This is a genomic window from Pseudomonas frederiksbergensis, from assembly GCF_003732665.1.
Lineage (GTDB): Bacteria > Pseudomonadota > Gammaproteobacteria > Pseudomonadales > Pseudomonadaceae > Aquipseudomonas > Aquipseudomonas frederiksbergensis_G.
Genome location: NZ_MOBP01000004.1, coordinates 281,311 through 307,646 on the forward strand (window position 1 = coordinate 281,311; position 26,336 = coordinate 307,646).

At 60.6% G+C, this 26,336-nt stretch carries 22 protein-coding genes, 1 pseudogene and 1 riboswitch; of the genes and pseudogenes, 10 read left to right on the forward strand and 13 right to left on the reverse strand.

The window, feature by feature from the left end; translation table 11 throughout:
* The first annotated feature begins 1 nt into the window (after position 1).
* Positions 2-766, forward strand: a complete 765-nt coding sequence (gene madM, locus BK665_RS07400) for a malonate transporter subunit MadM (protein WP_123404237.1) — start codon at positions 2-4, stop codon at positions 764-766.
* Positions 767-901: 135 nt separating this feature from the next.
* Here madM and BK665_RS07405 read toward each other — a convergent pair whose 3' ends face one another.
* Positions 902-1,816 (reverse strand): LysR family transcriptional regulator, encoded by a 915-nt coding sequence (locus BK665_RS07405; protein ID WP_123404239.1) that lies wholly within the window; start codon positions 1,814-1,816, stop codon positions 902-904.
* A 213-nt stretch (positions 1,817-2,029) separates the two neighbouring features.
* On the opposite strand from BK665_RS07405, the gene trhA reads away from it, so the two are divergent.
* Positions 2,030-2,647 (forward strand): PAQR family membrane homeostasis protein TrhA, encoded by a 618-nt coding sequence (trhA, locus tag BK665_RS07410; protein ID WP_123404241.1) that lies wholly within the window; start codon positions 2,030-2,032, stop codon positions 2,645-2,647.
* Positions 2,648-2,750: 103 nt separating this feature from the next.
* Here the strand turns inward: trhA and BK665_RS07415 are convergent, their stop codons facing one another.
* Positions 2,751-3,470 carry a 16S rRNA (uracil(1498)-N(3))-methyltransferase gene (locus BK665_RS07415; RefSeq protein WP_123404243.1) on the reverse strand — a complete coding sequence of 240 codons (720 nt, stop codon included), beginning with the start codon at positions 3,468-3,470 and terminating at the stop codon, positions 2,751-2,753.
* 153 nt (positions 3,471-3,623) lie between these two features.
* The gene (locus BK665_RS07420; RefSeq protein WP_123404245.1) at positions 3,624-5,030 is read right to left on the reverse strand and encodes an adenosylmethionine--8-amino-7-oxononanoate transaminase; all 1,407 of its coding nucleotides are present in this window, start codon (positions 5,028-5,030) and stop codon (positions 3,624-3,626) included.
* A 222-nt stretch (positions 5,031-5,252) separates the two neighbouring features.
* Between BK665_RS07420 and BK665_RS07425 the strand changes: the two genes are divergently transcribed.
* The 3 genes from BK665_RS07425 to BK665_RS07435 all read left to right on the forward strand — a co-directional run bounded on the left by BK665_RS07425 (position 5,253) and on the right by BK665_RS07435 (position 8,463).
* Entirely contained in the window at positions 5,253-7,019 is a 1,767-nt protein-coding gene (locus BK665_RS07425) for a flavin monoamine oxidase family protein (RefSeq protein ID WP_123404247.1), read from the forward strand.
* Between the two features lie 267 nt (positions 7,020-7,286).
* A complete protein-coding gene (locus BK665_RS07430) occupies positions 7,287-7,838 on the forward strand; it encodes a cytochrome b (RefSeq protein WP_123404249.1) in 552 nt (183 codons plus the stop codon).
* Between the two features lie 31 nt (positions 7,839-7,869).
* Positions 7,870-8,463, forward strand: a complete 594-nt coding sequence (locus BK665_RS07435) for a YceI family protein (protein WP_123404251.1) — start codon at positions 7,870-7,872, stop codon at positions 8,461-8,463.
* Positions 8,464-9,125: 662 nt separating this feature from the next.
* On the opposite strand, the gene rhlE2 is transcribed toward BK665_RS07435, so the two are convergent.
* From rhlE2 to ahcY, 4 genes are all read right to left on the reverse strand, one after another.
* The gene (gene rhlE2 / locus BK665_RS07445; RefSeq protein ID WP_123404253.1) at positions 9,126-11,009 is read right to left on the reverse strand and encodes an RNA helicase RhlE2; all 1,884 of its coding nucleotides are present in this window, start codon (positions 11,007-11,009) and stop codon (positions 9,126-9,128) included.
* Positions 11,010-11,232: 223 nt separating this feature from the next.
* A complete protein-coding gene (locus BK665_RS07450) occupies positions 11,233-12,048 on the reverse strand; it encodes a substrate-binding periplasmic protein (RefSeq protein ID WP_123404255.1) in 816 nt (271 codons plus the stop codon).
* Positions 12,049-12,260: 212 nt separating this feature from the next.
* A complete protein-coding gene (gene metF, locus BK665_RS07455) occupies positions 12,261-13,106 on the reverse strand; it encodes a methylenetetrahydrofolate reductase [NAD(P)H] (protein WP_123404257.1) in 846 nt (281 codons plus the stop codon).
* Positions 13,107-13,287: 181 nt separating this feature from the next.
* Positions 13,288-14,697 carry an adenosylhomocysteinase gene (gene ahcY / locus BK665_RS07460; RefSeq protein ID WP_123404259.1) on the reverse strand — a complete coding sequence of 470 codons (1,410 nt, stop codon included), beginning with the start codon at positions 14,695-14,697 and terminating at the stop codon, positions 13,288-13,290.
* A 23-nt stretch (positions 14,698-14,720) separates the two neighbouring features.
* Positions 14,721-14,822: riboswitch (S-adenosyl-L-homocysteine riboswitch) on the reverse strand.
* Positions 14,823-15,020: 198 nt separating this feature from the next.
* Between ahcY and BK665_RS07465 the strand changes: the two genes are divergently transcribed.
* Together BK665_RS07465 and BK665_RS07470 are read left to right on the forward strand one after the other, a co-directional pair.
* On the forward strand, positions 15,021-15,425 hold the full coding sequence (locus BK665_RS07465; protein WP_123404261.1) for an acyl-CoA thioesterase: 405 nt from the start codon (positions 15,021-15,023) through the stop codon (positions 15,423-15,425).
* Positions 15,426-15,612: 187 nt separating this feature from the next.
* Entirely contained in the window at positions 15,613-16,500 is an 888-nt protein-coding gene (locus BK665_RS07470; protein ID WP_123404262.1) for a formate/nitrite transporter family protein, read from the forward strand.
* Here BK665_RS07470 and BK665_RS07475 read toward each other — a convergent pair whose 3' ends face one another.
* Positions 16,501-17,766: a cation:proton antiporter gene (locus BK665_RS07475; protein ID WP_123404264.1), complete on the reverse strand. Its 1,266-nt coding sequence runs from the start codon at positions 17,764-17,766 to the stop codon at positions 16,501-16,503. It lies immediately after the preceding gene.
* 151 nt (positions 17,767-17,917) lie between these two features.
* Positions 17,918-19,087 carry an MFS transporter gene (locus tag BK665_RS07480; protein WP_123404266.1) on the reverse strand — a complete coding sequence of 390 codons (1,170 nt, stop codon included), beginning with the start codon at positions 19,085-19,087 and terminating at the stop codon, positions 17,918-17,920.
* A gap of 285 nt (positions 19,088-19,372) precedes the next feature.
* Here BK665_RS07480 and BK665_RS07485 point away from each other — a divergent pair, with 285 nt between their 5' ends.
* Positions 19,373-20,206 carry an EamA family transporter gene (locus BK665_RS07485; protein ID WP_123404268.1) on the forward strand — a complete coding sequence of 278 codons (834 nt, stop codon included), beginning with the start codon at positions 19,373-19,375 and terminating at the stop codon, positions 20,204-20,206.
* Positions 20,207-20,247: 41 nt separating this feature from the next.
* Entirely contained in the window at positions 20,248-20,631 is a 384-nt protein-coding gene (locus BK665_RS07490) for an MAPEG family protein (protein WP_123404270.1), read from the forward strand.
* A 120-nt stretch (positions 20,632-20,751) separates the two neighbouring features.
* Here the strand turns inward: BK665_RS07490 and mltA are convergent, their stop codons facing one another.
* Entirely contained in the window at positions 20,752-21,930 is a 1,179-nt protein-coding gene (gene mltA / locus BK665_RS07495) for a murein transglycosylase A (protein ID WP_123404272.1), read from the reverse strand.
* Between the two features lie 128 nt (positions 21,931-22,058).
* Between mltA and BK665_RS07500 the strand changes: the two genes are divergently transcribed.
* Positions 22,059-22,508, forward strand: coding sequence for a c-type cytochrome (locus BK665_RS07500; protein WP_123404274.1), 450 nt, complete (start codon positions 22,059-22,061; stop codon positions 22,506-22,508).
* Between the two features lie 176 nt (positions 22,509-22,684).
* Here BK665_RS07500 and BK665_RS07505 read toward each other — a convergent pair whose 3' ends face one another.
* The 3 genes and pseudogenes from BK665_RS07505 to metK all read right to left on the reverse strand — a co-directional run bounded on the left by BK665_RS07505 (position 22,685) and on the right by metK (position 26,325).
* Positions 22,685-23,080: a DUF1090 domain-containing protein gene (locus BK665_RS07505; RefSeq protein ID WP_123404276.1), complete on the reverse strand. Its 396-nt coding sequence runs from the start codon at positions 23,078-23,080 to the stop codon at positions 22,685-22,687.
* Between the two features lie 98 nt (positions 23,081-23,178).
* Positions 23,179-24,851 (reverse strand): annotated as a pseudogene (gene ligB, locus BK665_RS07510) (NAD-dependent DNA ligase LigB).
* Positions 24,852-25,134: 283 nt separating this feature from the next.
* On the reverse strand, positions 25,135-26,325 hold the full coding sequence (metK, locus tag BK665_RS07515; protein ID WP_123404278.1) for a methionine adenosyltransferase: 1,191 nt from the start codon (positions 26,323-26,325) through the stop codon (positions 25,135-25,137).
* Positions 26,326-26,336 lie beyond the last annotated feature (11 nt).

Sequence of the window (26,336 nt, forward strand, 5' to 3'; positions counted from 1 at the left end):
GATGTGGGAACTCATTGATAAAGGCTTGACCAATAACGGCCTCGTTACCGCGTTCGCCTTCGTCGGCGTGATCATGTGGGTGTCGGTGGTGTTGTCCAAACGCCTGACCTACGGGCGCATTCACGGCTCGGCGATTGCCATCGTCATCGGCCTGGTACTGGCCTGGGTCGGCGGCACCATGACCGGCGGGCAAAAAGGCCTGGCGGATCTGTCGCTGTTTTCGGGTATCGGTTTGATGGGCGGCGCCATGCTGCGGGACTTTGCCATCGTCGCCACGGCGTTCGAAGTGCAAGCCACCGAAGCGAAGAAGGCCGGGTTGATCGGCGCCATTGCGTTGCTGCTGGGCACGATCCTGCCGTTCATTGTCGGCGCGAGCATTGCCTGGGCGTTCGGCTATCGGGATGCAATCAGCATGACCACCATCGGCGCGGGCGCGGTGACGTACATCGTCGGGCCGGTGACCGGGGCGGCGATTGGTGCCAGTTCGGATGTGGTGGCGTTGTCGATTGCCACCGGGTTGATCAAGGCGATCCTGGTGATGGTCGGCACGCCAATGGCGGCGAAATGGATGGGCCTGGACAACCCGCGTTCGGCGATGGTGTTTGGTGGGTTGGCCGGTACGGTCAGCGGCGTGACGGCGGGGTTGGCGGCGACGGATCGGCGGTTGGTGCCTTATGGCGCGTTGACCGCGACGTTCCATACCGGGCTTGGGTGCTTGCTTGGGCCTTCGTTGTTGTACTTCATTGTTCGCGGGATTGTGGGTTAAGTCGGGATTTGTATCGCTTTTTCTGACGCCTTCGCGGGCAAGCCTCGCTCCTACAGGTTTTGTGTTGTGGCCCAATCCATGGCACACCCCAATCCTGTAGGAGCGAGGCTTGCCCGCGAATGGGGCGACACGGTCTCAGGCCTGGCGATTGGCATACATCCGACACTCCGCCAGTAACGCCAACAAATTCGGATCGCGCTCCTTGGCTTTCAAAAACACCACGCCAATGTGCTGCTGCAACCGGTACTTTTCCTGCAACGGGATCAGTTTCACCCGGTTCTCATACACCGCCGCAATCCTGCCCGGCAGCAACGCATAACCCACCCCCGAGCTGACCATGCTCAACAGGGTGAAGATGTCGTTGACCTGCATCGCCACTTTCGGCTCGAACCCCGCCTGCTTGAACACCCGGATCCCGTCCTGGTGCGTGGCGAAGCCCTGGGTCAGGGTGATGAAGGTTTCGTCGCGCACTTCCGCCAGGTCGACTTCCGCCCGTTGGGCAAACTTCGAATCCGCCGGGGTGGCGAGGAAGATGTCGTCGGAGAACAACTGGATGTGCTCGCAATCCGGGTCGTTGACGCTGTCGTCCAGGGACACCAGGATCGCGTCGACTTCCATGTTCTTGAGCTTGTAGAGCAGGTCGATGTTGGAGCCGAGGATCAGGTCGATGTTGAGTTCGCTGCGGCGGATTTTCAGGCCCATGATCAGTTGCGGCACGGTCTTCACCGTCAGCGAATACAGCGAGCCGAGTTTGAAGCGTTCCGCCGAGAACCCGGCAGCTTCCCGGGTCAGGCGCACGCTTTCGACCACGTCCTGAATCAACTTCTGCGCCCGTTCTTCCAGCACATACGCACTTTCCAGTGGGGTCAGGTTGCGCCCTTCGTGCTTGAACAACGGGCAGCGCAGGGCGCTTTCCAGGGAATGGATGGCGCGGTGCACGCTGACGTTGCTGGTCTGCAACTCGGCGGCGGCACGGGCCAGGTTGCCAGTGCGCATGAAGGCCAGGAACACCTCGAGTTTTTTCAGGGTCAACTCTTCGTCGATCAGCATCGTGCGCACTCTTTTTGGAATGACCTGATTGTGCACGTAAGTGGGTTCTTGTAGGAGCTATGTAGGAGCTGTCGAGTGAAACGAGGCTGCGATCTTTTGATCTTGGCGTCTTCAAAGGCGCCGCAGATCAAGGTCAAAAGATCGCAGCCTCGTTTCACTCGACAGCTCCTACGCCTTGCGCCATGTTGTAACGAATATTGAGGAAAGCGATTCATGTATCACGGGGAAAGATTGAACGCCTGGACGCATCTGGTCGGGGCGGTGGCGGCGTTTGTCGGGGTGGTGTGGATGCTGGTGATCGCCAGCCTGGACGGCAGTCCGTGGAAGATCGTCAGCGTAGCGATTTATGGTTTCACCTTACTGGTGCTCTACAGCGCCTCGACCGTGTACCACAGCGTGCGCGGGCGCAAGAAAGAGATCATGCAGAAGGTTGATCACTTTTCGATCTATCTGCTGATCGCCGGCAGCTACACGCCGTTCTGCCTGGTGACCCTGCGCGGGCCGTGGGGCTGGACGTTGTTCGGGATTGTCTGGGGGCTGGCGCTGATCGGCATCCTGCAAGAAATCAAACCGCGTTCGGAAGCGCGGATTCTGTCGATCGTGATCTACGCGGTGATGGGCTGGATCGTGCTGGTGGCGGTCAAGCCGCTGCTCGCGGCGCTGGGCTCTACCGGTTTCGCCTGGTTGGCGTCGGGCGGAGTGTTGTACACCGTGGGGATTATCTTTTTTGCCCTCGACCATCGCCTGCGGCATGCCCATGGGATCTGGCATTTGTTCGTGATTGCGGGGAGTTTGCTGCACTTTGTGGCGATTATGTTTTATGTCTTGTAGACCGAGTCGTGGCCATTCGCGAGCAAGCCCGCTCCCACATTCGACCGCATTCTTCTGATAGGACTCGGTCAACTGTGGGAGCGGGCTTGCTCGCGAAGAGGCCCTAGAAGTCACCCCACAACTGCTGGGCCACCGCCAACGCCACCACCGGCGCGGTCTCGGTGCGCAACACCCGAGGCCCAAGCCGGGCAGCGTGAAAACCGTTAGCCTTGGCCTGATCCACTTCCGCATCCGACAACCCGCCTTCAGGGCCGATCAGAAACGCCAGGGTCGCCGGCTTGGCATGACTCACCAACGGCTCCGCCACCGGATGCAGCACCAGTTTCAATTCAGCCTCGGTCTGCTTCAGCCAGTCCGCCAACACCAGCGGCGGATGAATCACCGGCACCGTCGAGCGCCCGCACTGCTCGCACGCGCTGATCGCCACCTGGCGCCAGTGCAGCAGGCGTTTGTCGGCGCGTTCGTCCTTGAGCCGGACTTCGCAGCGGTCGGTGAAGATCGGAGTGATTTCGGTCACGCCCAGTTCGGTGGCTTTCTGAATCGCCCAATCCATCCGCTCGCCACGGGACAAACCCTGGCCGAGGTGGATTTGCAACGGCGACTCGACCTGGCCGAGAAATCGTTCATCGAGCTGCACCACCACGCGTTTCTTGCCGACTTCCACCAGCGAGCCACGAAACTCATGGCCCGAACCGTCGAACAATTGCACCGCATCACCCTCGGCCATGCGCAGCACGCGGCTGATGTAATGGGCCTGGGCCTCGGGCAACTCGTGCTCGCCGGTGCTCAGGGGGGCGTCGATAAAGAAGCGGGACAGTCTCATCTTGGGTCTCTGGAAAGGGTGTGAATCATTTGGATTGGTGTCGACTTCATTCGCGAGCAAGCCCGCTCCCACATTGGAACGCGGTCAACTGTGGGAGGGGGCTTGCTCGCGAAGGCGGCCGCCCAGTCACCACAGAAGCCCAAGTGGGTTCAATCAGCCCGGATCGCGGAAGCCCGGGTGAAAGTCTTCAGGCACCGACACGCTGACGCTATTACGGGTCGCAATATCGATCCCTTCACTGGCCACTTCCGCCAGGAAATCAATCTGCTCCGGGGTAATTACATACGGCGGCAGGAAGTACACCACGCTGCCCAGCGGACGAAGTAAAGCACCGCGCTCCAACGCATGCTTGAACACTTTCAAGCCACGACGCTCCTGCCAGGGGTAGGCCTCTTTGGTGGCCTTGTCTTTGACCATCTCGATGGCCAGGACCATGCCGGTCTGGCGCACTTCCGCGACGTTCGGGTGATCCACCAGATGCGCGGTGGAGGTGGTCATGCGCTGGGCCAGGGCCTTGTTGTTCTCGATGACGTTGTCTTCTTCGAAGATATCCAGCGTCGCCAAGGCCGCTGCGCACGCCAGCGGGTTGCCGGTGTAGCTGTGGGAATGCAGGAAGGCGCGCAGGGTCGGGTAGTCGTCGTAGAAGGCGCTGTAGACGTCGTCGGTGGTCAGCACCGCCGCCAGTGGCAGGTAGCCGCCGGTCAGGGCCTTGGACAGGCACAGGAAGTCCGGGCGGATGCCGGCCTGTTCACAGGCGAACATCGTCCCGGTGCGGCCGAAGCCGACGGCAATTTCGTCGTGGATCAGGTGCACGCCATAACGGTCGCAGGCTTCGCGCAGCAGTTTCAGGTACACCGGGTGGTACATGCGCATGCCGCCAGCGCCCTGGATCAACGGTTCGAGAATCACCGCAGCGACGGTGTCATGATTCTCGGCCAGGGTCTGTTCCATGGCGACGAACATGTTGCGCGAGTGTTCTTCCCAGCTCATGCCTTCCGGGCGCAGGTAGCAATCCGGGCTCGGCACCTTGATGGTGTCCATCAGCAGGGCTTTGTAGGTTTCGGTGAACAGCGGCACGTCGCCCACCGCCATCGCCGCCATGGTTTCGCCGTGGTAGCCGTTGGTCAGGGTGACGAAGCGCTTCTTGTTCGGCTGGCCGCGGTTGAGCCAATAGTGAAAGCTCATTTTCAGCGCGACTTCGATGCAGGACGAGCCGTTATCGGCGTAGAAACACCGGGTCAGGCCTTCCGGGGTCATCTTCACCAGGCGTTCGGACAGCTCGATCACCGGTTGATGGCTGAAACCGGCGAGGATCACGTGTTCCAGTTGATCGACCTGGTCCTTGATGCGCTGGTTGATCCGCGGGTTGGCGTGGCCGAACACGTTGACCCACCAGGAGCTGACGGCGTCGAGGTAGCGCTTGCCTTCGAAGTCTTCCAGCCAGATGCCTTCACCGCGCTTGATCGGGATCAGCGGCAGCTGTTCGTGGTCTTTCATCTGGGTGCAGGGGTGCCATAACACGGCCAGGTCCCGTTGCATCCACTGATTATTCAGGCCCATTTACAGTCTCCTCGAGGCGATCCGCGGCGGGCGCGGGCAAACAATCGCGCAAGCCTATGCAATGCATCGCGCCGGGACAACCCATTGTGTCGATTGAGCTACTTTGTATGGGGCGATAGACGTCGCTGGCGGCGTTTTGATGGCTAACGTATTCTTCGCGGTTCTTTGAGTCGTCTGACTCGCAAAACTGCTTTTTCCTACCTGATTTCCGGAGTTCGCTGAATGTCTGCTGGTTGGCTGCGCGCCTGTGCGCTGGTGATGTTGGGGCTGTTCAGCGTGTCTGCGCTGGCCAAGGATAAAACGGCGATCGTGATCGGCGGCGGGCTTTCGGGCCTGACCGCGGCTTATGAGCTGCAAAACAAGGGCTGGCAGGTCACCGTGCTGGAAGCCAAGCCAAGCCTGGGCGGTCGCTCCGGCATGGCCACCAGCGAGTGGATCGGCAGCGACAAGGCCCAACCGGTGCTGAACAAGTACGTCTCGACCTTCAAACTCGGCACCACGCCGGCGCCTGAATTCGTGCGTACGCCGGGCTACCTGATCGACGGCGAGTACTTCACCGCCGCCGACCTGGCGACCAAGCAACCGGCGACCGCCGAAGCGCTCAAACGCTACGAAAAGACCCTCGACGACCTGGCGCGCTCGATCACCGACCCGCAAAACCCGGCGGCCAACAGCACGCTGTTCGCCCTGGACCAGATCAACGTGGCCAACTGGCTCGATCGCCTGACCTTGCCAGCCACGGCCCGTCAGCTGGTGAATCAGCAGATTCGTACCCGTTACGACGAACCTTCGCGCCTGTCGCTGCTGTATTTCGCACAACAGAGCCGGGTGTACCAAGGCGTTTCCGACCGTGACCTGCGCGCTTCGCGCCTGATCGGTGGCAGCCCGGTGCTGGCCCAGGCCTTCGTCAAACAACTGAAGACCATCAAGACCAGCTCCCCGGTATCGGCCATCACCCAGGACAAGGACGGCGTGACCGTCAAGGTCGGCAGTGTTGGCTATCAGGCTGACTACGTGGTGGTTGCGGTGCCATTGCGCGCACTGAGCAAGATCGTAATGACCCCGTCGCTGGATGCCCTGCACATGGGCGCGATCAAGGGCACCAACTACGGTTGGCGCGACCAGATCATGCTGAAGTTCAAGACGCCAGTGTGGGAAAGCAAGGCGCGGATGTCCGGCGAGATCTACAGCAACGCCGGTCTGGGCATGTTGTGGGTAGAGCCGGCGCTGAAGGGCGGTGCCAACGTGGTGATCAACCTGTCCGGCGACAATGCACGGGTAATGCAGGCCTTCGGCGACAAGCAGATGGTCGATCAGGTGTTGATTCGCCTGCACGCGTTTTATCCACAGGCTCGCGGTTCGTTCACCGGTTATGAAATCCGCCGCTACAGCACCGACCCGTCGATGGGCGGCGCGTACCTGGCCTTCGGTCCGGGGCAGATCAGCAAGTACTGGCGCCTGTGGGAGCGTCCTCTGCAACGCGTAGCCTTTGCCGGCGAACACACTGACACCTTGTACCCAGGCACCCTGGAAGGCGCATTGCGCACCGGACAGCGTGCGGCCAGTCAGGTTGAAGACCTGGCGGCGGGCAAGTCGTTTGAACCGGTGAAGGTTGTTCCGGCAGCGACCGCAGCAGCGGCCGGCGCCGTGGCGGCGAAGAAAGGTAATTTCTTCACCAACCTGTTTGGCGGTTCGGATGACGACAAGAAACCGGAACCGGTCAAGGCCCCAGAGCCAGTGACCCCGCCAGTACCGACCCCGGCTCCAGTGCCAACCCCGGCGCCTGCGCCAGTGGAAGCACCGAAGCCTGTGGCACCGGTTAAAGCCGAGACAGCGAAAAAGGCGACGACCAAGAAACCGGCCGCCAAAACCGACGCGAAAAAAGCGCCTGCCAAACCGGCAGCCAAAAAGAAAGCTGAACCGGCGAAGAAACCAGCGGCCAAGCCTGCTGCAACGACCCCGGCGGCAACCGATACCAAAGCGCAGTAAGGCTTTGAGTTGAAAAAAAAGCGCGGCAGTGATGCCGCGCTTTTTTTATGCCTGGAGAAAACCATCCACAGCGTCGAATAAACCTTGGGGCGCAGGTGTTCTTGGCTTGGACTCCCTGGTTTTTCGCAGATTGGCGTCTTTAATCTTTCCTTAACGCATCACTAAGAGACTCTTGATCGTATTTCTCGATATTTCAAAGCGAAATTTTCCGCTTTAAATCGATAGATAACTCGATAGTCTTGGGCCAGCACTTACAGGGACTTGGCAATGCAACTACGAAACTCTACTGCTCGTTACGGCTGGGTCAGCATTTTCATGCACTGGGGCGTAGCGCTGGCGGTGTTCGGTATGTTCGCCCTGGGTCTGTGGATGGTCGGTCTCGGCTATTACGACCCTTGGCGCAAGGCAGGGCCGGATATCCACAAGAGTATTGGCCTGATCCTGCTGGCGTTGATGCTGTTTCGTGTGGTGTGGCGCCTTATCAGCCCACCGCCACCGACCCTGAGCAGCTACAGTCGCATGACGCGCCTGGGTGCCAAGTTCGGGCATGCTTTTTTGTATCTCTGTCTGTTCGCTGTGATGATTGCCGGTTACCTGATTTCCACCGCAGAAGGTGTCGGGATTCCGGTGTTTGATTGGTTTGAAGTGCCTGCACTGGTTTCCGGGCTACCGGATCAGGCAGATACCGCCGGTGCGATTCATCTGTACCTGGCGTGGGCGCTGGTAATTTTTTCCGGCCTCCATGCGTTGGCAGCATTGAAGCACCACTTTATCGATCGTGATGTGACCCTCAAGCGAATGCTCGGTCGCAAAGCCTGAAATTCAACCTCGACTTCAAAGGAAATAAAGCATGTTGAAAAAGACTCTCGCCGCTCTGGCAATCGGTTCGGCCCTGCTGTCCGCTAACGTGATGGCTGCCGATTACACCGTCGACAAGGAAGGCCAGCACGCCTTCGTTGACTTCAAGATCAGCCACCTGGGCTACAGCTACATCACCGGTACGTTCAAGGACATCGACGGCAAGTTCAGCTTCGACGCTGCCAAGCCAGAAGACAGCAAGATCGAGTTCAACGTGAACACCGCCAGCGTTTTCACCAACAACGCTGAACGCGACAAGCACATCTCCAGCAAAGACTTCCTGAAAGTAGCTGATTTCCCTAAAGCCACGTTCGTGTCCACCAGCGTTAAAACCACCGGCAAAAACGCCGACGGTAAAGTCACTGCCGACGTGGCTGGCAACCTGACCATTGCTGGTGTCAGCAAACCAGTTGTGGTCAAAGCCACGTTCCTGGGTGAAGGCAAAGATCCATGGGGCGGCTACCGTGCCGGCTTCGAAGGCACCACCAGCATCAAGCGCTCTGATTTCGGCAAGATGATGGACCTGGGTCCACAGTCCGACGCGGTTGATCTGTACATCACCTTTGAAGGTGTGAAAGCGAAGTAACATTCGCCGCTTCAACAAAAACGCCCCCGATCTCACGGTCGGGGGCGTTTTTTATTGCATGTCAAAATCCGCATGACCACCGCATATCCCCTGTGGGAGCGGGCTTGCTCGCGAAGGCGTCGTGTCAGACGACATCTCAGTTAACTGGCAGACTGCTTTCGCGAGCAAGCCCGCTCCCACACTTGATCTTCAGTGAACACAAATACCAGGCACGACGCAGTCCCCCTGTGGGAGCGGGCTTGCCCGCGAAGAGGCCATGCCAGCCGGCATCGATGCTGAATGACCCACCGCCTTCGCGAGCAAGCTCGCTCCCACACTTGATCTTCAGTGAACACAAATACCAGGCACGACGCAGTCCCCCTGTGGGAGCGAGCTTGCTCGCGAAGAGGCCATCACATTCAACATCTCTGCTGACTGAGCCACCGCTATCGCGAGCAAGCCCGCTCCCACACTTGATCTTCAGTGAACACAAATACCAGGCACGACGCAGTCCCCCTGTGGGAGCGGGCTTGCTCGCGAAGAGGCCATGCCAGCCGACATCGATGCTGAATGACCCACCGCCTTCGCGAGCAAGCCCGCTCCCACAGGGGGCGAGGAATGTCTCGGGATACAAAAATGCCCCGAATCTCGCGATCCGGGGCATTTTTTGTTACTGCGTTAAATCAGCGATTGCGGGTCAGCAATGCTGGTTTTTCGCCGCGTGGGCGGCCTGGCAGTTGATCCAGTTGCTCAGGCGTCGGGAACCGATCGGTTTTCGACTCTTTATGGATGATCTTCGGTGCCGGGCCACGCGGGTTTTGCACGGCCGGTTCCGAACGAGGTTGGTCGTCGGTACGGGCCGGGCGGCGGTTGCGGGACTCTTCGCGACGGGCCTGACCGTCACGTGGAGCGCCGTTGCGTGGGCCGCTGCGCTTGGCCGGCGGGGTGCCGGTGGTGGCGCCGTCGCTGCTGCGTGGACCACTTTGGCGACCCTGTGGCTTGCCGCCGGTGCGCGGAGCACCTGCGCCAGTTGCCGCGCCTTGTGCCGGAGCACCCGGACGACGACCACGGCCCTGGGCCGGTTTGGCCTGGGGCACGTAGTCAACGCGGTTACCGAAGTTATCCACATCATCGTCGAGGAACTCGTCCGGAGCACGATCAGCCGCCGCTGCGCGAGGCGCTGGACGTTGCTGTTCGCGGGCCGGGGTGCCTTCGCGTGGCTTGTGTTCACGGGCCGGGCGATCACCACGGCCAGTGGCAGCCGGTGCTTTTTCCTTGCCGCCCTTGTCCTTGCCCTTGTCTTTACGACCGCCGCCACCGCCAGTGCCGTTCGGACCGTCGCCGCGCGGGCCACGTGGGTTGCGCGGGTTACGCACATCCGGACGCTCGCGAACTTCTGGCTTCTCGGCTTCTACAGCGCTGGAGTCGAAGCCCATCAGGTTGCCGTCGGCAATCTTCTGCTTGGTCATGCGCTCAATGCTTTTCAGCAGTTTTTCTTCGTCCGGGGCAACCAGCGAGATCGCCTCGCCCGAACGACCGGCACGGCCAGTACGGCCGATGCGGTGCACGTAGTCTTCGTCGACGTTCGGCAGTTCGAAGTTGACCACGTGGGGCAACTGGTCGATGTCGAGGCCGCGAGCGGCGATGTCGGTGGCGACCAGGATGCGCACTTCACCGGCCTTGAAGTCGGCCAGGGCTTTGGTGCGGGCGTTCTGGCTCTTGTTCCCGTGGATCGCGACGGCGCTCAGGCCGTGTTTGTCCAGGTACTCGGCCAGGCGGTTGGCGCCGTGCTTGGTGCGGGTGAAGACCAGAACCTGTTCCCAGGCGCCGGCGGTAATCAAATGCGCCAGCAGCGAACGCTTGTGGCTCGCGGCCAGGCGGAACACACGCTGTTCGATACGCTCGACCGTGGTGTTCGGCGGCGTGACTTCGATGCGTTCCGGGTTGTGCAGCAGCTTGCCGGCGAGGTCGGTGATGTCTTTGGAGAAGGTCGCCGAGAACAGCAGGTTCTGGCGTTTGCTCGGCAGACGGGCGAGGACCTTTTTCACGTCATGGACAAAGCCCATGTCGAGCATGCGGTCGGCTTCGTCCAGCACGAGGATTTCCACGTGGGACAAATCGACGCTGCCTTGGCCGGCGAGGTCGAGCAGGCGGCCAGGGCAGGCCACTAGCACGTCAACGCCACGGGACATGGCCTGAACCTGTGGGTTCATGCCGACGCCGCCGAAGATGCAGGCGCTGACGAACTTCAGGTCACGGGCATAGACCTTGAAGCTCTCGTGTACTTGAGCCGCGAGTTCGCGGGTAGGGGTCAGGACCAGTACGCGTGGTTGGCGCGGGCCGTGACGCTGGGATTTGTCCGGGTGACCGTTGGGGAACAACCGCTCCAGGATCGGAAGGGCGAAGCCGCCGGTTTTACCAGTACCTGTCTGTGCCGCGACCATCAGGTCGCGACCTTGCAACACGGCGGGGATAGCCCGCTGTTGCACCGGAGTAGGCTCGGTATAGCCCGCTGCCTCGATGGCGCGGACTAAAGCCTCGGAGAGACCGAGGGAAGCAAAGGACATGAGTAATCCTGTTTTAGTTAGGGCTTGGCCCAATGGGAGTCTTGCCTGGCGCGAATGGCGTTTAAGAGGAACGCAATCCCGTCCGGTCCTGCTGGGTTTCGAAGGCTCGTCTGGAGCGCTCGCGCGGGCTGAAAAGCTGCGCTGTAGCGGGGTCGAGATGCCTTGAACGATTCCGAGCGTCCGGGCGTGAGCCTGGCGGGAAGGCCGGAGTATAACAGAGCAATCACTGCGCGCCGCTTTCCTGCTGCTCAACGGTTTTTCCCCGGGCTGCGGTGGTGCCTGTCGCTTTTACATCGGAAGCGGGACTTGCGCCATAACGGGCGCTCAGCTCAGCGTAGGCGGGCTCGCGCTTGAATCGCTTGAGCTCGGCGCCAAAGCGCTGCACCAGCAAATCCATGCCGGCGTTGCGCCGAACCGCCAGGAATTGGCTCTGGTGGCTGATGATTGTCGGGTTTTCGGTGATCTGGTCGCGGATTTTCAGCTCATCCAGCAAGTGCTGGCCGACCCGGCGGTCAGTGATCAACAGGTCGATGCGTCCGCGCAGCAGTTTGCCGAAGTTGGCTTCATGGGTCGGCGCCGGTTCGCGGGTAAACAAAGTCGAGCTGCTGAAATCCTCGCTGTAGAGGTAACCGGGCGAGGTGCCGATGGTCAGGCCTTTCAGGTCATTGAGCGTGCTGAACGGATGGGGCCGCTCGTTGGCGTAGAACATCACGAACTCGACTTCCGAGAGCGGTTCGCTGGGGTAGAGCAGGGTGGCGTCCCGTTCATCGCTGTGAAAGATGTCGAGCGCGCCGTCGGCCTGGCCGGTGTCGAGCATCGACAGGCAGCGCTTCCAGGGCAGGAATTGCCACTCCACTTCGATCCCCAATCGCTTGAAGACGATGGCGGTGGTTTCATAGTCCAGGCCCAGGGCTTTGCCGTTTTCCTCATACACGTACGGCGCCCACGGTTCCGTGACAATGCGCAATTTCTCGCCCCGAGCGGCAAAGCTCAGGCAAGTGAAAAGAAGCACGGTCAGGAGCTGCGTGATCAAAGGCATGGCTTGAGATTACGACGAGAAACCGTAAAGAGCCAGAAACTGGCCGCAGAAGCTCTAACTCAGCGTGTTGCTGCACAATAAAAGGGCGTGAAAGCAAAAGATCGCAGGCTTCGCCAGCTCCTACAGGGGATTGCGTTCACCCTGTAGGAGCTGCCGAAGGCTGCGATCTTTTGATCTTTCTTGACGCTTTCAGCTTGAAGCTTGTAGCTGCTTCAGCGCGGCAACTTCAGGTTGTTCCACACCGCCAGACTCGGCTCAGCCTGGTTCAACGTATAGAAGTGCAACCCTGGAGCGCCACCTTGCAGCAGGCGTTCGCACATTTCGGTGATGACTTGCTCACCAAAGCCTTGAATGCTCTGGGTGTCGTCGCCGTAGGCTTCCAGTTGCTTGCGGATCCAGCGCGGGATTTCCGCACCGCAGGCATCGGAGAAGCGCGCGAGCTTGCTGTAGTTGGTAATCGGCATGATCCCTGGCACGATCGGGATGTTGACGCCCAGTGCCCGTACACGCTCGACGAAGTAGAAGTAGCTGTCGGCGTTGAAGAAGTACTGGGTGATCGCGCTGTCGGCGCCAGCGTTGGCCTTGCGCACGAAGTTGTTCAGATCGTCTTCGAAATTGCGCGCCTGCGGATGCATTTCCGGGTAAGCGGCGACTTCGATGTGGAAATGATCGCCGGTTTCTTCACGAATGAATTCAACCAGGTCGTTAGCGTGGCGCAGTTCACCGCTGGCCATGCCCATGCCCGACGGCAGGTCACCGCGCAGGGCGACGATGCGAGTAATGCCGGCTGCCTTGTATTGCTTCAGCAGGCCACGCAGGTCGTCCTTGCTGTCGCCCACGCAAGACAGATGCGGTGCGGCCGGGACTTTGACTTCGCTTTCGAGCTGCAACACGGTGTTGATGGTGCGATCACGGGTCGAACCGCCAGCGCCATAGGTGCAGGAAAAGAAATCGGGGTTGTACGTTGCCAGCTGACGGGCAGTGGCGAGCAGTTTTTCATGCCCAGCATCGGTCTTCGTAGGGAAGAACTCGAAGCTGTAGCGACGGTCTTGGGACATGGTCATATCCTTGGAAACGCGTAAGCCTTGCTTTTGTAGGAGCAAAGCTTGCTCGCGATGAACGCGCCGCGGTATCCAAGGGAAACCGTGGTGATGCTATCGCGAGCAAGCTTTGCTCCTACAGATTTGCGTGGTTTCTGCATGAGTCCGCCCCTGCGAAAGGGGCGGACAGCAGGACCAATCAGTAGCGGTAAGCGTGCGGCTTGAACGGGCCTTCGACGGTCACGCCGATGTAGTCGGCCTGGGTCTTGGTCAGTTGAGTCACGACGCCGCCGAAACCGCGGACCATTTCCAGGGCCACTTCTTCGTCGAGTTTCTTCGGCAGTACTTCAACAGTCAGGCGCTCGGCTTTCTGGGCTGGCGACAGGTCGGCGTACTTCTGGCCGAACAGGAAGATCTGCGCCAGAACCTGGTTGGCGAACGAACCGTCCATGATGCGGCTTGGGTGACCGGTGGCGTTACCCAGGTTAACCAGACGGCCTTCGGCCAGCAGGATCAGGTAGTCGTCGTTCTGGGCATCGAATGCGCCAGGGCCGGTACGGTGGATCTTGTGAACCTGTGGCTTCACTTCTTCCCATGCCCAGTTCTTGCGCATGAAAGCAGTGTCGATTTCATTGTCGAAGTGGCCGATGTTGCAGACAACAGCGCGCTTCTTCAGGGCTTTGAGCATGTTCGAGTCGCAAACATTGACGTTGCCGGTGGTGGTCACGATCAGGTCGATCTTGCCCAGCAGCGCTTTGTCGATGGAGGCTTCGGTGCCGTCGTTGATGCCGTCGATGAACGGCGAAACCAGCTCGTAGCCGTCCATGCAGGCTTGCATGGCGCAGATCGGGTCAACTTCGGAGACTTTAACGATCATGCCTTCCTGACGCAGGGACTGAGCGGAGCCCTTACCCACGTCACCGTAGCCGATGACCAGCGCTTGCTTGCCGGACAGCAGGTGATCGGTGCCGCGTTTGATGGCGTCGTTCAGGCTGTGACGGCAGCCGTACTTGTTGTCGTTCTTGCTCTTGGTCACCGAGTCGTTGACGTTGATGGCCGGGATTTTCAGCTCGCCCTTGGCCAGCATGTCCAGCAGACGGTGAACGCCGGTGGTGGTCTCTTCGGTGACGCCGTGGACGCGGTCCAAGATCGCCGGGTATTTCTTGTGCAGCAGCTCGGTCAGGTCGCCGCCGTCGTCGAGGATCATGTTGGCATCCCATGGCGCGCCATCCTTCAGGATGGTTTGCTCCAGGCACCACTCGTACTCTTCTTCGGTTTCGCCTTTCCATGCGTAAACCGCGATGCCGGCAGCGGCGATAGCAGCAGCGGCCTGGTCTTGAGTCGAGAAAATGTTGCAGGACGACCAACGCACTTCGGCACCCAGGGCAACCAGGGTTTCGATCAGCACGGCAGTCTGGATGGTCATGTGGATGCAGCCGAGAATCTTGGCGCCCTTGAGCGGCTGCTCACCGGCGTACTTGCGGCGCAGACCCATCAGGGCAGGCATTTCGGATTCGGCGATGATGGTTTCGCGACGGCCCCAGGCAGCCAGGGACATGTCGGCGACTTTGTAATCGGTAAAATCTGCAGGCGTGATAACAGCGCTCATGAAGAGCCTCCATTCGTAATGTATGCGAATGGGCGCCGTTGTGCGTTTAGTGTCCGGTCGATGAGACCAGGCAACGCCCCATCCGAGCCTGACAGGTCGAACCTGCTGCAGCGCCCCTCGGACAGGTGGCGGGAAAACGGTATCAACTGAAGATGACCGTTCTGAAACGGTGGCGATTATAGCGGGCTATTCTTATCTTCCAAAGCCTTTCTGTTGGTCAATGTCCGAACGGTAATCGAGACCATAGTCGATGCGTAATAGAGCTCTAGGTCGGGCTCTGCCATGATGCCCACCATCATTCGGCAAGACGCTCAGGAGTGAACATGAATTTCCACACCCGCAAGTGGGTAAAACCCGAAGACCTCAACCCCAACGGCACGCTGTTCGGCGGCAGCCTGTTGCGCTGGATCGACGAAGAAGCGGCGATCTATGCGATCGTCCAGCTGGGCAACCAGCGCGTGGTCACCAAGTACATTTCCGAAATCAACTTCGTCAGCGCCTCGCGCCAGGGCGACATCATCGAACTGGGCATCACCGCCACCGAGTTCGGCCGCACCTCCATCACCCTGACCTGCGAAGTGCGTAACAAGATCACGCGCAAGAGCATCCTCACGGTTGAGCGGATGGTGTTCGTCAACCTCGGTGAAGATGGTTTGCCGGCGCCCCACGGGCGGACCGAAATCCTGTACGTCAAAGACCAGTTCAAGGATGACGTCGCCAGCGAGTGAGATTTGCGGCGCTCCCTTCGCGAGCAAGCCCGCTCCCACATTGGATTGGTGCCCGTCACAGATCCAATGTGGGAGCGGGCTTGCTCGCGAAGGCGGCCAGACCGGCAATGATGATTTACCGGGTCAGTGAACAGCTCCGAACCCCGCGTGTCGTACCTACATGACACGCCACCGGTTGCGGAGCTCCATGGACACTCAAAAAGACGGCAAGACCCCGAACCTCTCGGCTGAAGAGCAACACGAAGCCGACCGCAACCAACCGCCCCGGGCGGCGGTGCTGCACGAAATCATCCGCACCCAGGGCGATCAGGAGCTGGAGCGTAGCGTCGCCGCGCTCTGGTGGTCGGCCCTGGCCGCCGGCCTGACCATGGGCCTGTCGCTGATGGCCATGGGGTTGCTCAACTCGCGGCTGCCGGACGGCGAAGGCTTCAAGGTGATCGCCAGTTTCGGCTACTGCGCCGGTTTCCTCGCGGTGATCCTGGCACGTCAGCAGTTGTTCACCGAAAACACCCTGACGGCCGTGCTGCCGATCATGACCAAACCCACGCTGAACAATTTCGGGCGGTTGCTGCGCCTGTGGGGCGTCGTGCTGTTCGGCAACCTGTGCGGCACGTTGCTGGTGGCGTACGTGATGCTGCACCTGCCGATCTTCGACACCAAGACCGACCTGGCCTTCCTCGACATCGGGCGCAAGATCATGGAAAACAGCGCCAGTCAGATGTTCGCCAAAGGCATCATTTCCGGCTGGATGATCGCCACCATGGTCTGGATGATTCCGTCCATGGAAAGCGCCAAGATGTGGATCATCATCCTCATCACCTACCTGATGGCGCTGGGGGATTTCACCCACATCGTCGTCGGTTCGGCGGAAGTGTCGTACCTGGTGTTTGCCGGCGAATTGCCGTGGAAGGATTTCTGGCTGGTGTTCGCCGGGCCGACGCTGGCGGGCAACATCATTGGCGGCAGTTTCATCTTTGCCCTGATCAGCCATGCCCAGGTGCGCAGTGAAAGCAGCACGCCGAACAAGGCTGCGGATCAGCCCGGGAGGCTTGACCCGCAGAAGATCAAAAAATGATCAGTGATGTTCAGCCTGTGCCGTTGGCGCGGGCTCATCCTTGGTGACGTGCTTGACCAGTTTGCCGATGCTCAAGCCCTGCAACAGGATCGACGACAACACCACGATGTAGGTGATGCTCAAGATCAGATCCCGCTCCGGGCCCAGCGGCAGGGCCAGGGCCAACGCCACCGACACACCGCCGCGCAAACCACCCCAGGTCAGGATGCGGATCGTCCCGCGCGGCACCGTGCGCCAGCGCCGCAGCAACAGAATGGCCGGGGCCACGGTCAGCAGGCGCGACAGCAGAATAGCTAGCGCGAGCAAACTCGCGGCCAATACGTGCAGCCAGTTGAACGGCAGCAGCAACAGCTCCATGCCGATCAGCGCGAACAGCAGGGCGTTGAGCATGTCGTCGAGCAGTTCCCAGAAACCGTCCAGATACTTTCGCGTCATGTCGTTCATCGCCAGGTTGCGCCCCAGGTTACCGATGATCAGCCCGGCCACCACCATCGCAATCGGTGCGGAAACGTGTAGCTCCGAAGCCATGGCCGAACCGCCGATCACCAGCGCCAGGGTCAGCATCACTTCGATCTGATGCTGCTCGATGCTCTTGATCATCAAATAGACGAGGTAACCAATCAGCCCGCCGAACACCACGCCACCAATGGCTTCATGGGCGAATAGCATGGCCGTGGCGCCGACGGTCGGGGTTTCGCCCAATTGCGCGATGCCCAGCAACACGGTGAACACCACCACCGCCGTGCCGTCATTGAACAGCGACTCGCCGACGATGGTGGTTTTCAGCGGTTTGGACGCATTGGCCGTCCGCAGCACACCGAGTACCGCGATCGGGTCGGTGGGGGAGATCAGTGCGCCGAACAGCAGGCAATAGAGGAAGCTCACGTGCCAGCCGAACAGGGCAAAAATGTACCAGGCGAGGCTGCCGATCACGGCGGTGGCGATCAATACGCCGAAGGTCGCCAGCAAGCCGATGGGCCAGCGGTAACTGCGCAGGTCGTTCAAGTTGACGTGCAGGGCACCGGCGAACAGCAGGAACGACAGCATCCAGTTCATCAGCAGATCACCGAAATCGATCTGGCCGATCAGTTGTTGCACGCGTTCTTCGAGGCCGGGGTAGCCGATGAAGCTCAGGCCTTGCAGCAGCAGGGAAAACATCAGCGCGGTGACCATCACGCCGATGGTCGGCGGCAGGCCGATGAAGCGGAAATTCACATAGGTGAGGAGGGAGGTGAGGCAGATAAACGCAGCGACAAGTTCAAGCATCCGGGGTCCTTGGATGGAGGGGGGGAATTGGGTTCAGGCAGTTGCACCGTGTGAGCTTCTTCGCGAGCAAGCCCGCTCCCACAGGATTTGCGCGATCCCCTGTAGGAGCGAGGCTTGCCCGCGAAGGCATTGTCATGGACGAAGCAGGTGTTCAGCCGGACACATTGACCGCAGCCGCCCCGCGCCGTTGCAGGTAAATATAGAAAAGCGCGGTCAGCACCGTCAGCCCACTGACCAGCGCCCCGGTCCACGGCAAGTCCGCCAGGTCTGCGCCACTGGCCACCACCAGCCCGCCAATCCACGCACCGGCGGCGTTGCCGAGGTTGAACGCGCTCTGATTCAGCGTCGAACCCAGGTTCGGCGCTTCATGGGCCTGATCGATGATCAGCAGTTGCAGGATCGGGCACAGGGCAAACGCAAAGATCCCCCACAGCACCAGCGTAATCGCCGCCGGAATCACCGAATGACTTGTCTGGCTGAACGCCGCCAGCACCAGAACGACTGCCAGGGCCATGCCCACCAGTGAGGGCAGCAAACGACTGTCCGCCAGCCGACCACCGAGCATGCTGCCCGCCGTCAGGCCGACGCCGAACAACAGCAGCATGATGGTCACGCCGTGGGGGCTGACGCCGGTGATGTCTTGCAGGATCGGCGCGATATAGGTGAAGACGCTGAACAGACTGGTGGACGCCAGCACGCTCATGCCCAGAGCCAGCAACACGTTGACCTTGCCCAGCACCTTGAACTCGCTGGCCAGGTTGGCCTTGTCCATGGCGATGTCTTTCGGCAACCAGACCCACTGGGCAATGGCTGCGATCACGCCAATCACCGACACCGCCCAAAAGGTCGAGCGCCATCCCGCGTACTGACCGAGCGCGGTGCCCAACGGCACGCCGAGCACATTGGCCAGGGTCAAACCGGTGAACATCATGGCAATCGCCTGGGCCCGTTTGTTCGGTGCCACCAGACCGGCGGCCACCACCGAGCCGATGCCGAAGAACGCGCCGTGGCACAACGCGGTGACCACCCGGGCGGCCATCAGCGTCGCGTAGTTCGGCGCCAGGGCGCAGAGGATGTTGCCGAGGATGAACATCAGCGTCATGCCCAGCAACGTGGCTTTGCGCGGCATGTTGGCGGTGCCGATCGCCAGGATCGGCGCGCCGAACACGACGCCCAGGGCGTAGCCGGTAATCAACAGGCCAGCGTGGGGAATGCTCACGGCGAGGTCGCGGGCGACATCGGGCAGCAAACCCATGATGACGAATTCAGTGGTGCCGATGCCGAACGCGGCAACAGCGAGGGCAAGCAAGGCGAGTGGCATGCGCAAGGTCTCTGTCAGTAGTCTTGACGCTCGGATCAGGCATACGCAGGCCATCGACCGTTCTCGAGGAGAGCGGGCGGGGGCAGAAATTATTGGAATTAGTCTGTGCGCAACTGAGTGCGGCGTGGTCGCTTGCAGTATAAACAGCTGCGGACATATGGCGAATCAATTCTCCGCCCGCGTTTCGTAGGAGCGAGGCTTGCCCGCGAAGGCGTCCTTGAGATCGCCTTCGCGGGCAAGCCTCGCTCCTACAGGGATGGGGGTGGGCAACAAAAGGAGTGAACCGTGCTTGCAACAGCACTGGTGTTGGTAGCAGCGCTGTTGCACGCGGCGTGGAATACCCTGATCAAATTCAGCGCCGAGCGGCTGCTGGTGGTGGCGTGCATGGATTCGGTGGCGATGCTGTTTGTCGCCGTGATGCTGCCGTTCGTGAACGTACCGCCGATTGAAATCTGGCCGTGGATTCTGGCGTCGGCGGCGTTCGAGTTGCTCTATCGCTATCTGTTGATCCAGGCCTATCGGGTCGGCGACCTGGGTTTGGTCTATCCGCTGATGCGAGGCCTGTCGCCGCTCGTGGTGTTGGCGCTGACGCTGATCTTCGCCGGGGAAGTGCTGACCCATCAGCAGATCTTCGGCATTTTGCTGATTCCGTTCGGCATGCTTTGCCTGCTGTGGCAGGGCGGTGGCGGTGCCCGCTTGCCGTGGTCGATGCTGCCGGTGGTGGCGCTGATTGGCCTGTGCATCGGCTGCTACACCTTTATCGACGGCCAGGCGTTGCGGCGCTGGTCTCATCCGCTGGACTACCTGGTCTGGGTCACGTTGCTCAGTGCCTGGCCGTTCCCGTTGCTGGCGCTGGTGCGCAAGCGGCCGGCGTTCATGCTGTTCTGGCGTGAACAATGGCGACTGGGGTTGGCGGTCGGGTTTTGCGTGTTGTTCAGCTACGCTTTGGTGCTGTGGGCCATGCAACTGGGCTCGATTGCCGAAGCGGCGGCGCTGCGCGAAATCAGCGTAATCCTGGTGGTGCTGTTCGGCATGCGCTACTTGAAAGAACCTTTCGGCCGGCCACGGCTCTTAGCCTGTGGGTTGGTGCTGATCGGCATCCTGGTGATGAAGTTTTGACCGGCCACCGAATTTCTGAAAACTGAAGAAGGGACTGCTTTATGACGGTTGCTCTATGGTGCGTGTTGATCGCGATTTTCCTGCCCTATGTCTGCACGGCCATCGCCAAGGCCAGTGGCAGGTACAACCTGAAAGACAACCATGATCCCCGGGACTTTCTCGAATCCCTGAATGGCTTGGGCCGGCGTGCGCATGCGGCGCAGTTGAACAGTTTTGAAGTGATGCCGGCGTTCGCCGTGGCAGTGCTCGCGGCACATCTGGTGGGCACGGCGCAGTTGGTGACGGTCAACGTGCTGGCGGTGCTGTTTATCACCAGTCGGTTGCTCTACATCATTTGCTACCTGGCGGACTGGGCGATCTTGCGGTCGCTGGTGTGGTTTGTGGGGATGGGGTTGATTGCGAGTTTCTTCTTCGTCTCGATCTGAACGGACAGATTTGGTGTTTGTACTGGCCTCATCGCGAGCAAGCTCGCTCCCACAGGGGAATGCATTCCAAATGTGGGAGCGAGCTTGCTCGCGATGGCGATCTAACTGCCAGCAGATATCCTAAGGCTTCACCGCATCAGCCACCTGCGGCACTTGCGGCAACGCTGCACCTTTAGGCCACAACATCCAGATTTGCCCCTGCTGTTTCATATCCCCGGCCAGTTGCCCGGCCGCTTCGCCAGTGCCCCAGAACAGGTCCGCCCGTACTTCGCCGGCAATCGCGCCGCCAGTGTCCTGGGCCGCTACCGGGCGCACCAGTGCGCTGCCATCCGGTTTGGTGGTGGATAACCACAACAGGCTGCCCAACGGAATCACCTTGCGATCCACCGCCGCGCTATAGCCAGCCGTCAGCGGCACGTTCAGCGAGCCGCGAGGCCCTTCGTTGCTGTCCGGGTTTTGGGTGAAAAACACGTAGCTGGGGTTGCTGCCAAGCAGTTGCGGAATGCGCGACGGATTCGCCTTGGCCCAGGCGCTGATGGCGCCCATGGTCACGTCTTCTTTCTTCAGCTCACCTTGATCCACCAGCCAGCGGCCGATGGGACGATAGGGGTGGCCGTTCTGGTCGGCATAAGCGATGCGCAGTTGGCGACCACTGTCTAGCTGGATGCGCCCGGAGCCCTGGATTTGCAGGAACTGCAGGTTCATCGGATCGGTCAGCCAGGCCACCACTGGCGCCTTGACCCCTTTGCTCTCGATGGTGGCGGCGTCGTCGTACGGTTTGAGCACGCGACCTTCAAGGCGACCGCGCAGACGCTTGCCCTTGAGTTCCGGGTAAATGCTGTCCAGGGACACAATGATCATGTCCTCGGGCACGCCGTACACCGGGACATTTGCCACTTCGGTTTGGGTCAGGCTGCCGGGGTACACCGGTTCGTAGTAGCCGGTGATCAGGCCGTTGGGGTTGTCATTGGCGGCGCGCAGGCCGTAGACATCGAGGTTCTGCTTGAGGAAACCGCGAATTTCGCCGGCGGTCTGGGGAACGTTGGCGGCAGATGCGCAGGTCGAGCCCCAGACCGGGTCGGCCTTGAGTCGGGTGCAGGCGCTGCGCCAGGAACCGAAACCGGCCACCAGATCGGCGTCGGATACCGCCGGCAACGCTTCCCAAGTGGCGCTGGTGTAGGTGGCCAGGGCATGGGTTTTCGGGGTGTTGTTTTCGCCACCGGTGCAGCCCGCGAGCACGGCTACCATCGGAAGGGTCCAGGCCAGGCGGGGACGCCAGGCCATGAAACGGCTGTTCATGGAGTAATTCCTTTGACGGTTGCCTGAGTGCTCCATGCGCTCAGGCAACCCTTATTGATAATAGGGCTATTGGTGTTTAACGATGACGCGAGGATACTGGCCGCCGTTCCCCGTGACCTGAAGCCACCATGACTCTTAAAAGACTTTCTGTTGTATTGCTGGCCTGCCTGACCTTGTCCGCCTGCGGCGGTGTCGACCCCAATTCGCCGCTGGGTCAACGCAAGGCGATCTTCAAGCAGATGCTCAAGACCGGCGAAGACCTGGGTGGCATGTTGCGTGGCCGTATCCCGTTCGATGGCCCGAAATTCGCTGAAGGCGCGGTGAAGCTGGATGCGCTGTCCCATGAACCGTGGAAACATTTCCCGCAGGTGCGTGAAGAAGATCACACCAGCGCCAAGGACGATGTTTGGAAGCAGCAGGCACGTTTCCAGGAAATGGCCCGCAACCTTGAAGGCGCCACCGGTGAATTGGTGATTGCCAGCCAGGTCCAGCCGTACAAGGCCAGCAATCTTGGGCCGGCGGTGCAGAAAGTTGAAGATGCCTGCAGTGCTTGCCATAAACAGTTTCGGGATCATTGATTTGCAGTGTTCTGGCTCTTGTGGCGAGGGAGCTTGCTCCCGCTGGGCTACGAAGTAGCCCCAATGGAATCACCGCGCAGCGTCAGTATTTACACAGTTGCTGATTTGACGACTGCTGCGCAGCCGAGCGGGAGCAAGCTCCCTCGCCACAAAAGCTCCCTGGCAACGCCGAGGTCCTACTTATCCAGTTCATCCAGCGCTTCCTGCAATTCCTTGCGGGATTCGGCGAGTTTGTCTTTGCGTTTGTTGATTTTCTCGGCATCGCCTTTGCTCATGGCCTTGTCGAGATCGGCCTGACGCTTGCTGACTTCATGCTTGGCGTCGAGCACTTTGTTCTCGCGTTCCTTCTTCAAGGAAGCGTCGGTGCAGTGGGCGGTGACTTCGTCCAGAGCGGTCTGAAGACCGGCCTGCTGGTCGGCATTGCCGTGGCTCTTGGCCAGTTCGATCTGGTTGACGATGCCTTGTTTCTTGGCTGCGCAGCCGGTCAATTCCGGGATTTCTTCGGCCGCCATCAGTGGGGTGGCGATTACGCCGCAAAGGAGCAACAGGGCGAAGGGTGAAAGAAGTTTCATAAAAGCTCCATGCGAAAAGCAATCGGATCGATGTGGCAATGGGCTGTTTGAGCGCCGCGCCACCATTGGGTTCCCGGGCCGACGGGCATTGTTGGTCGCTAAAAACCATCTATCCCGGCAACGCGTAGTGTTTCACTCAAGGCCAGGACCTGCGGGTCGCGGAAAAACGCACTTAATTGCGCTGCGCGTCCCGGACCGATGCCGGCTTCGGCCTGCCATTGTTCGTGAGTGCGTTGCGCCAGTGCCTGCCATGAGTCGGCGAGTTGCGCCTGACCGGTCGGCGGCAAGCCCAGGGCTTTTAGCCAGCGGATAAATGGACGCTGCCGGGCACTTTCAAAACTGTTTAAAAGACGAGCGCTGCTGCGCTCGCCCAAGCCGTCAATGTTAGCAAGCTCTTGGGCGTCGAGGGTCAACCAATCCAGCAGGCTGTTAAGACGACCTGTTGCGAGAAGTTTCTCCCAAGTGCCAAGGCCGACGTGGGGCAGCGCCAGCCCTGCTTGCCGCTGAGCCAGGTCAGCCGCGCCAGGAATTGGCTCTCGCAACCGGGCGTCGGCTGCCAGCAGCTCAACGGATGAAAGTCCGCCGCCCGTGGCGCGTCCAATGCCGGGCGTTCGGTGCTGCGCAGTACAACGTCGTCCAGCCGGGGAATGGTCAGGCCTGCGAGACTGATGGCGACCTGATCGCCAGGGCGGATGTCCAGTTGCTCCCAGCGTTGCAGGGAGCTGACGCTCACGCGCTTGATCTGCCGGTCATCGAGCTTCACCGGCGACAGCTCAAGTACCGGCGTGATCCGCCCGGTACGGCCGATCTTGAAATTGACCTTGCGCACCTCGGCCAGCGCCTGGGCGAAAGGGTATTTCCAGGCGACGCTCCAATAAGGTGGTCGCGCCTGCCAGCGCTCGGCGGTCGGGCGTTGATCCTGGCGCAGGACGACGCCGTCGCTGGCAAAGGGCAGGGGCGAGCGATACCAGTGATCGCGCCAGCGTTCTGCATCAGCAAAGCTGCTGATCGATTGGCTGTAGGCGCCGGTAACCGGGAAACCCAGCCTATCCAAAGCGGTGACCCGGGCAGGCCAGCTTCCCGGGCCTTGTGGCCAGTCCCAGACAAACAAGCCGATCCCGGCGGCCTGCTCGCTGCTCATCGATTTGCGCGCCATCAACCCGGCCACGGTAGCGCGGGCGTTGAGGCTGCCGGCCTTGGCTTGTACGTGATCGGTCAGGCGCCAATAGAGTTCACCTTGCACCAGCACGTCCAGCGGTTGTGTCAGTTGTTGGGGGATGGCGGCGATCTGCCGCGCAGCGCTCGTCCAGTCCTGGCCGCTCACGCCGTCACCGCGACTGATCGCCTGTTGCAGCAAACCCTTGCGATAAATCAACGACACCGCCACGCCATCGACCTTGGGTTGAATCCACACGTCCTTGCGATCGCGCAGCCAGTGTTCGACGGCGGGTCCGTCATGGAGTTTTTCCAAACCCGTGTGGACGATGGGATGAGGCACCTTGCCGCCCGCTGTTCGCAACGGTTCAGGAGAGGGGGCCAGGTTGAAGCAGGTGCGCCATTGCTTCAGCCGGGCGCGGGACTGGTCGTAGAGTTCGTCAGCGACCAGGGAGCGGCCATTGCGGTGGTAGCTTTCGTCCCATGCGTTGATTTTATTTTGAACCGCAGCGATTTCGCCCAGGGCGCGGGCGTGGGGCCAGTCGGGGCAGTCGGCGGCGTTGACGGTCAGGGATGTCAGTAGCAGGGCGAAAAACAGGCGCAGGTTGAGGAGCATCGAGAGCGTCCTTGCTCGGGGAGATGCTTGAAGGCTAGGTCAGTATTGGGCGGTGTGAAGGGTGGGTGTTTTGCAGGATGTGGCGGTGGCTGGGCTGGCCTCTTCGCGAGCAAGCCCGCTCCCACAGGGGGGGCTTCGGTGAGCACAAAATTTGTGTACGACGATAATCCCCTGTGGGAGCGGGCTTGCTCGCGAATGCCGCGACTCGGGCCCCAGTGAACGCCCAATAAAAAGCCCCGCACGGCGCGAACCGTGCGGGGCTTTCAGTACCGCTGGAAAAGTCTTACAGGCCGGCAGCCAGACGCAGGTCGTCGGCGCGGTCGGTTTTTTCCCAGGTGAACGTGGTGAAGGTGTCTTCGCCCACGGTCTTGGTTTGCGGGGTGCGACCGAAGTGGCCGTACGCAGCGGTTTCCTGGTACATCGGGTGCAGCAGGTCGAGCATGGTGGTGATTGCGTATGGACGCAGGTCGAACACTTCGCGAACCAGTTTGACGATTTTGTCGTCGCTGATTTTGCCGGTGCCGAAGGTGTTCAACGAGATCGAAGTCGGTTGAGCAACACCGATCGCGTAGGAAACCTGAATCTCGCAACGCTCGGCCAGACCGGCCGCGACGATGTTCTTGGCCACGTAACGACCGGCGTAGGCGGCCGAACGGTCAACCTTCGATGGATCTTTACCGGAGAACGCGCCGCCGCCGTGACGGGCCATGCCGCCGTAGCTGTCGACGATGATCTTGCGACCGGTCAAACCGCAGTCACCCACCGGGCCACCGATGATGAACTGGCCAGTCGGGTTGATGTGGAACTGGGTGTCCTTGGACAGCAATTCGGCAGGCAGCACGTGCTTGACGATCAACTCCATCACGCCTTCGCGCAGGTCTTTGTAGGACACTTCAGGGTTGTGCTGGGTCGACAGAACAACGGCGTCGATACCGACAACCTTGCCGCCTTCGTAACGGCAAGTCACTTGCGACTTGGCGTCCGGGCGCAGCCAAGGCAGCAGGCCGGATTTACGGGCTTCGGCTTGGCGCTGAACCAGTTGGTGCGAGAACGTGATCGGTGCCGGCATCAGCACGTCGGTTTCGTTGCTGGCGTAGCCGAACATCAGGCCCTGGTCGCCGGCGCCCTGATCTTCAGGCTTGGCACGGTCGACACCCTGGTTGATGTCAGGGGATTGCTTGCCGATGATGTTCATCACGCCGCAGGTCGCGCCGTCGAAGCCGACGTCGGAGCTGTTGTAGCCGATATCGAGAATCACGTTACGGACGATGTCTTCCAGATCGACCCAGGCCGAGGTGGTGACTTCACCTGCGATGATGGCTACGCCGGTCTTGACCATGGTTTCGCACGCAACGCGGGCGAACTTGTCTTCAGCAATGATGGCGTCCAGCACCGCATCGGAAATCTGGTCGGCGATTTTGTCCGGATGCCCTTCAGACACGGACTCGGAGGTGAAGAGGGAGTATTCGCTCATCTCGATGTTTT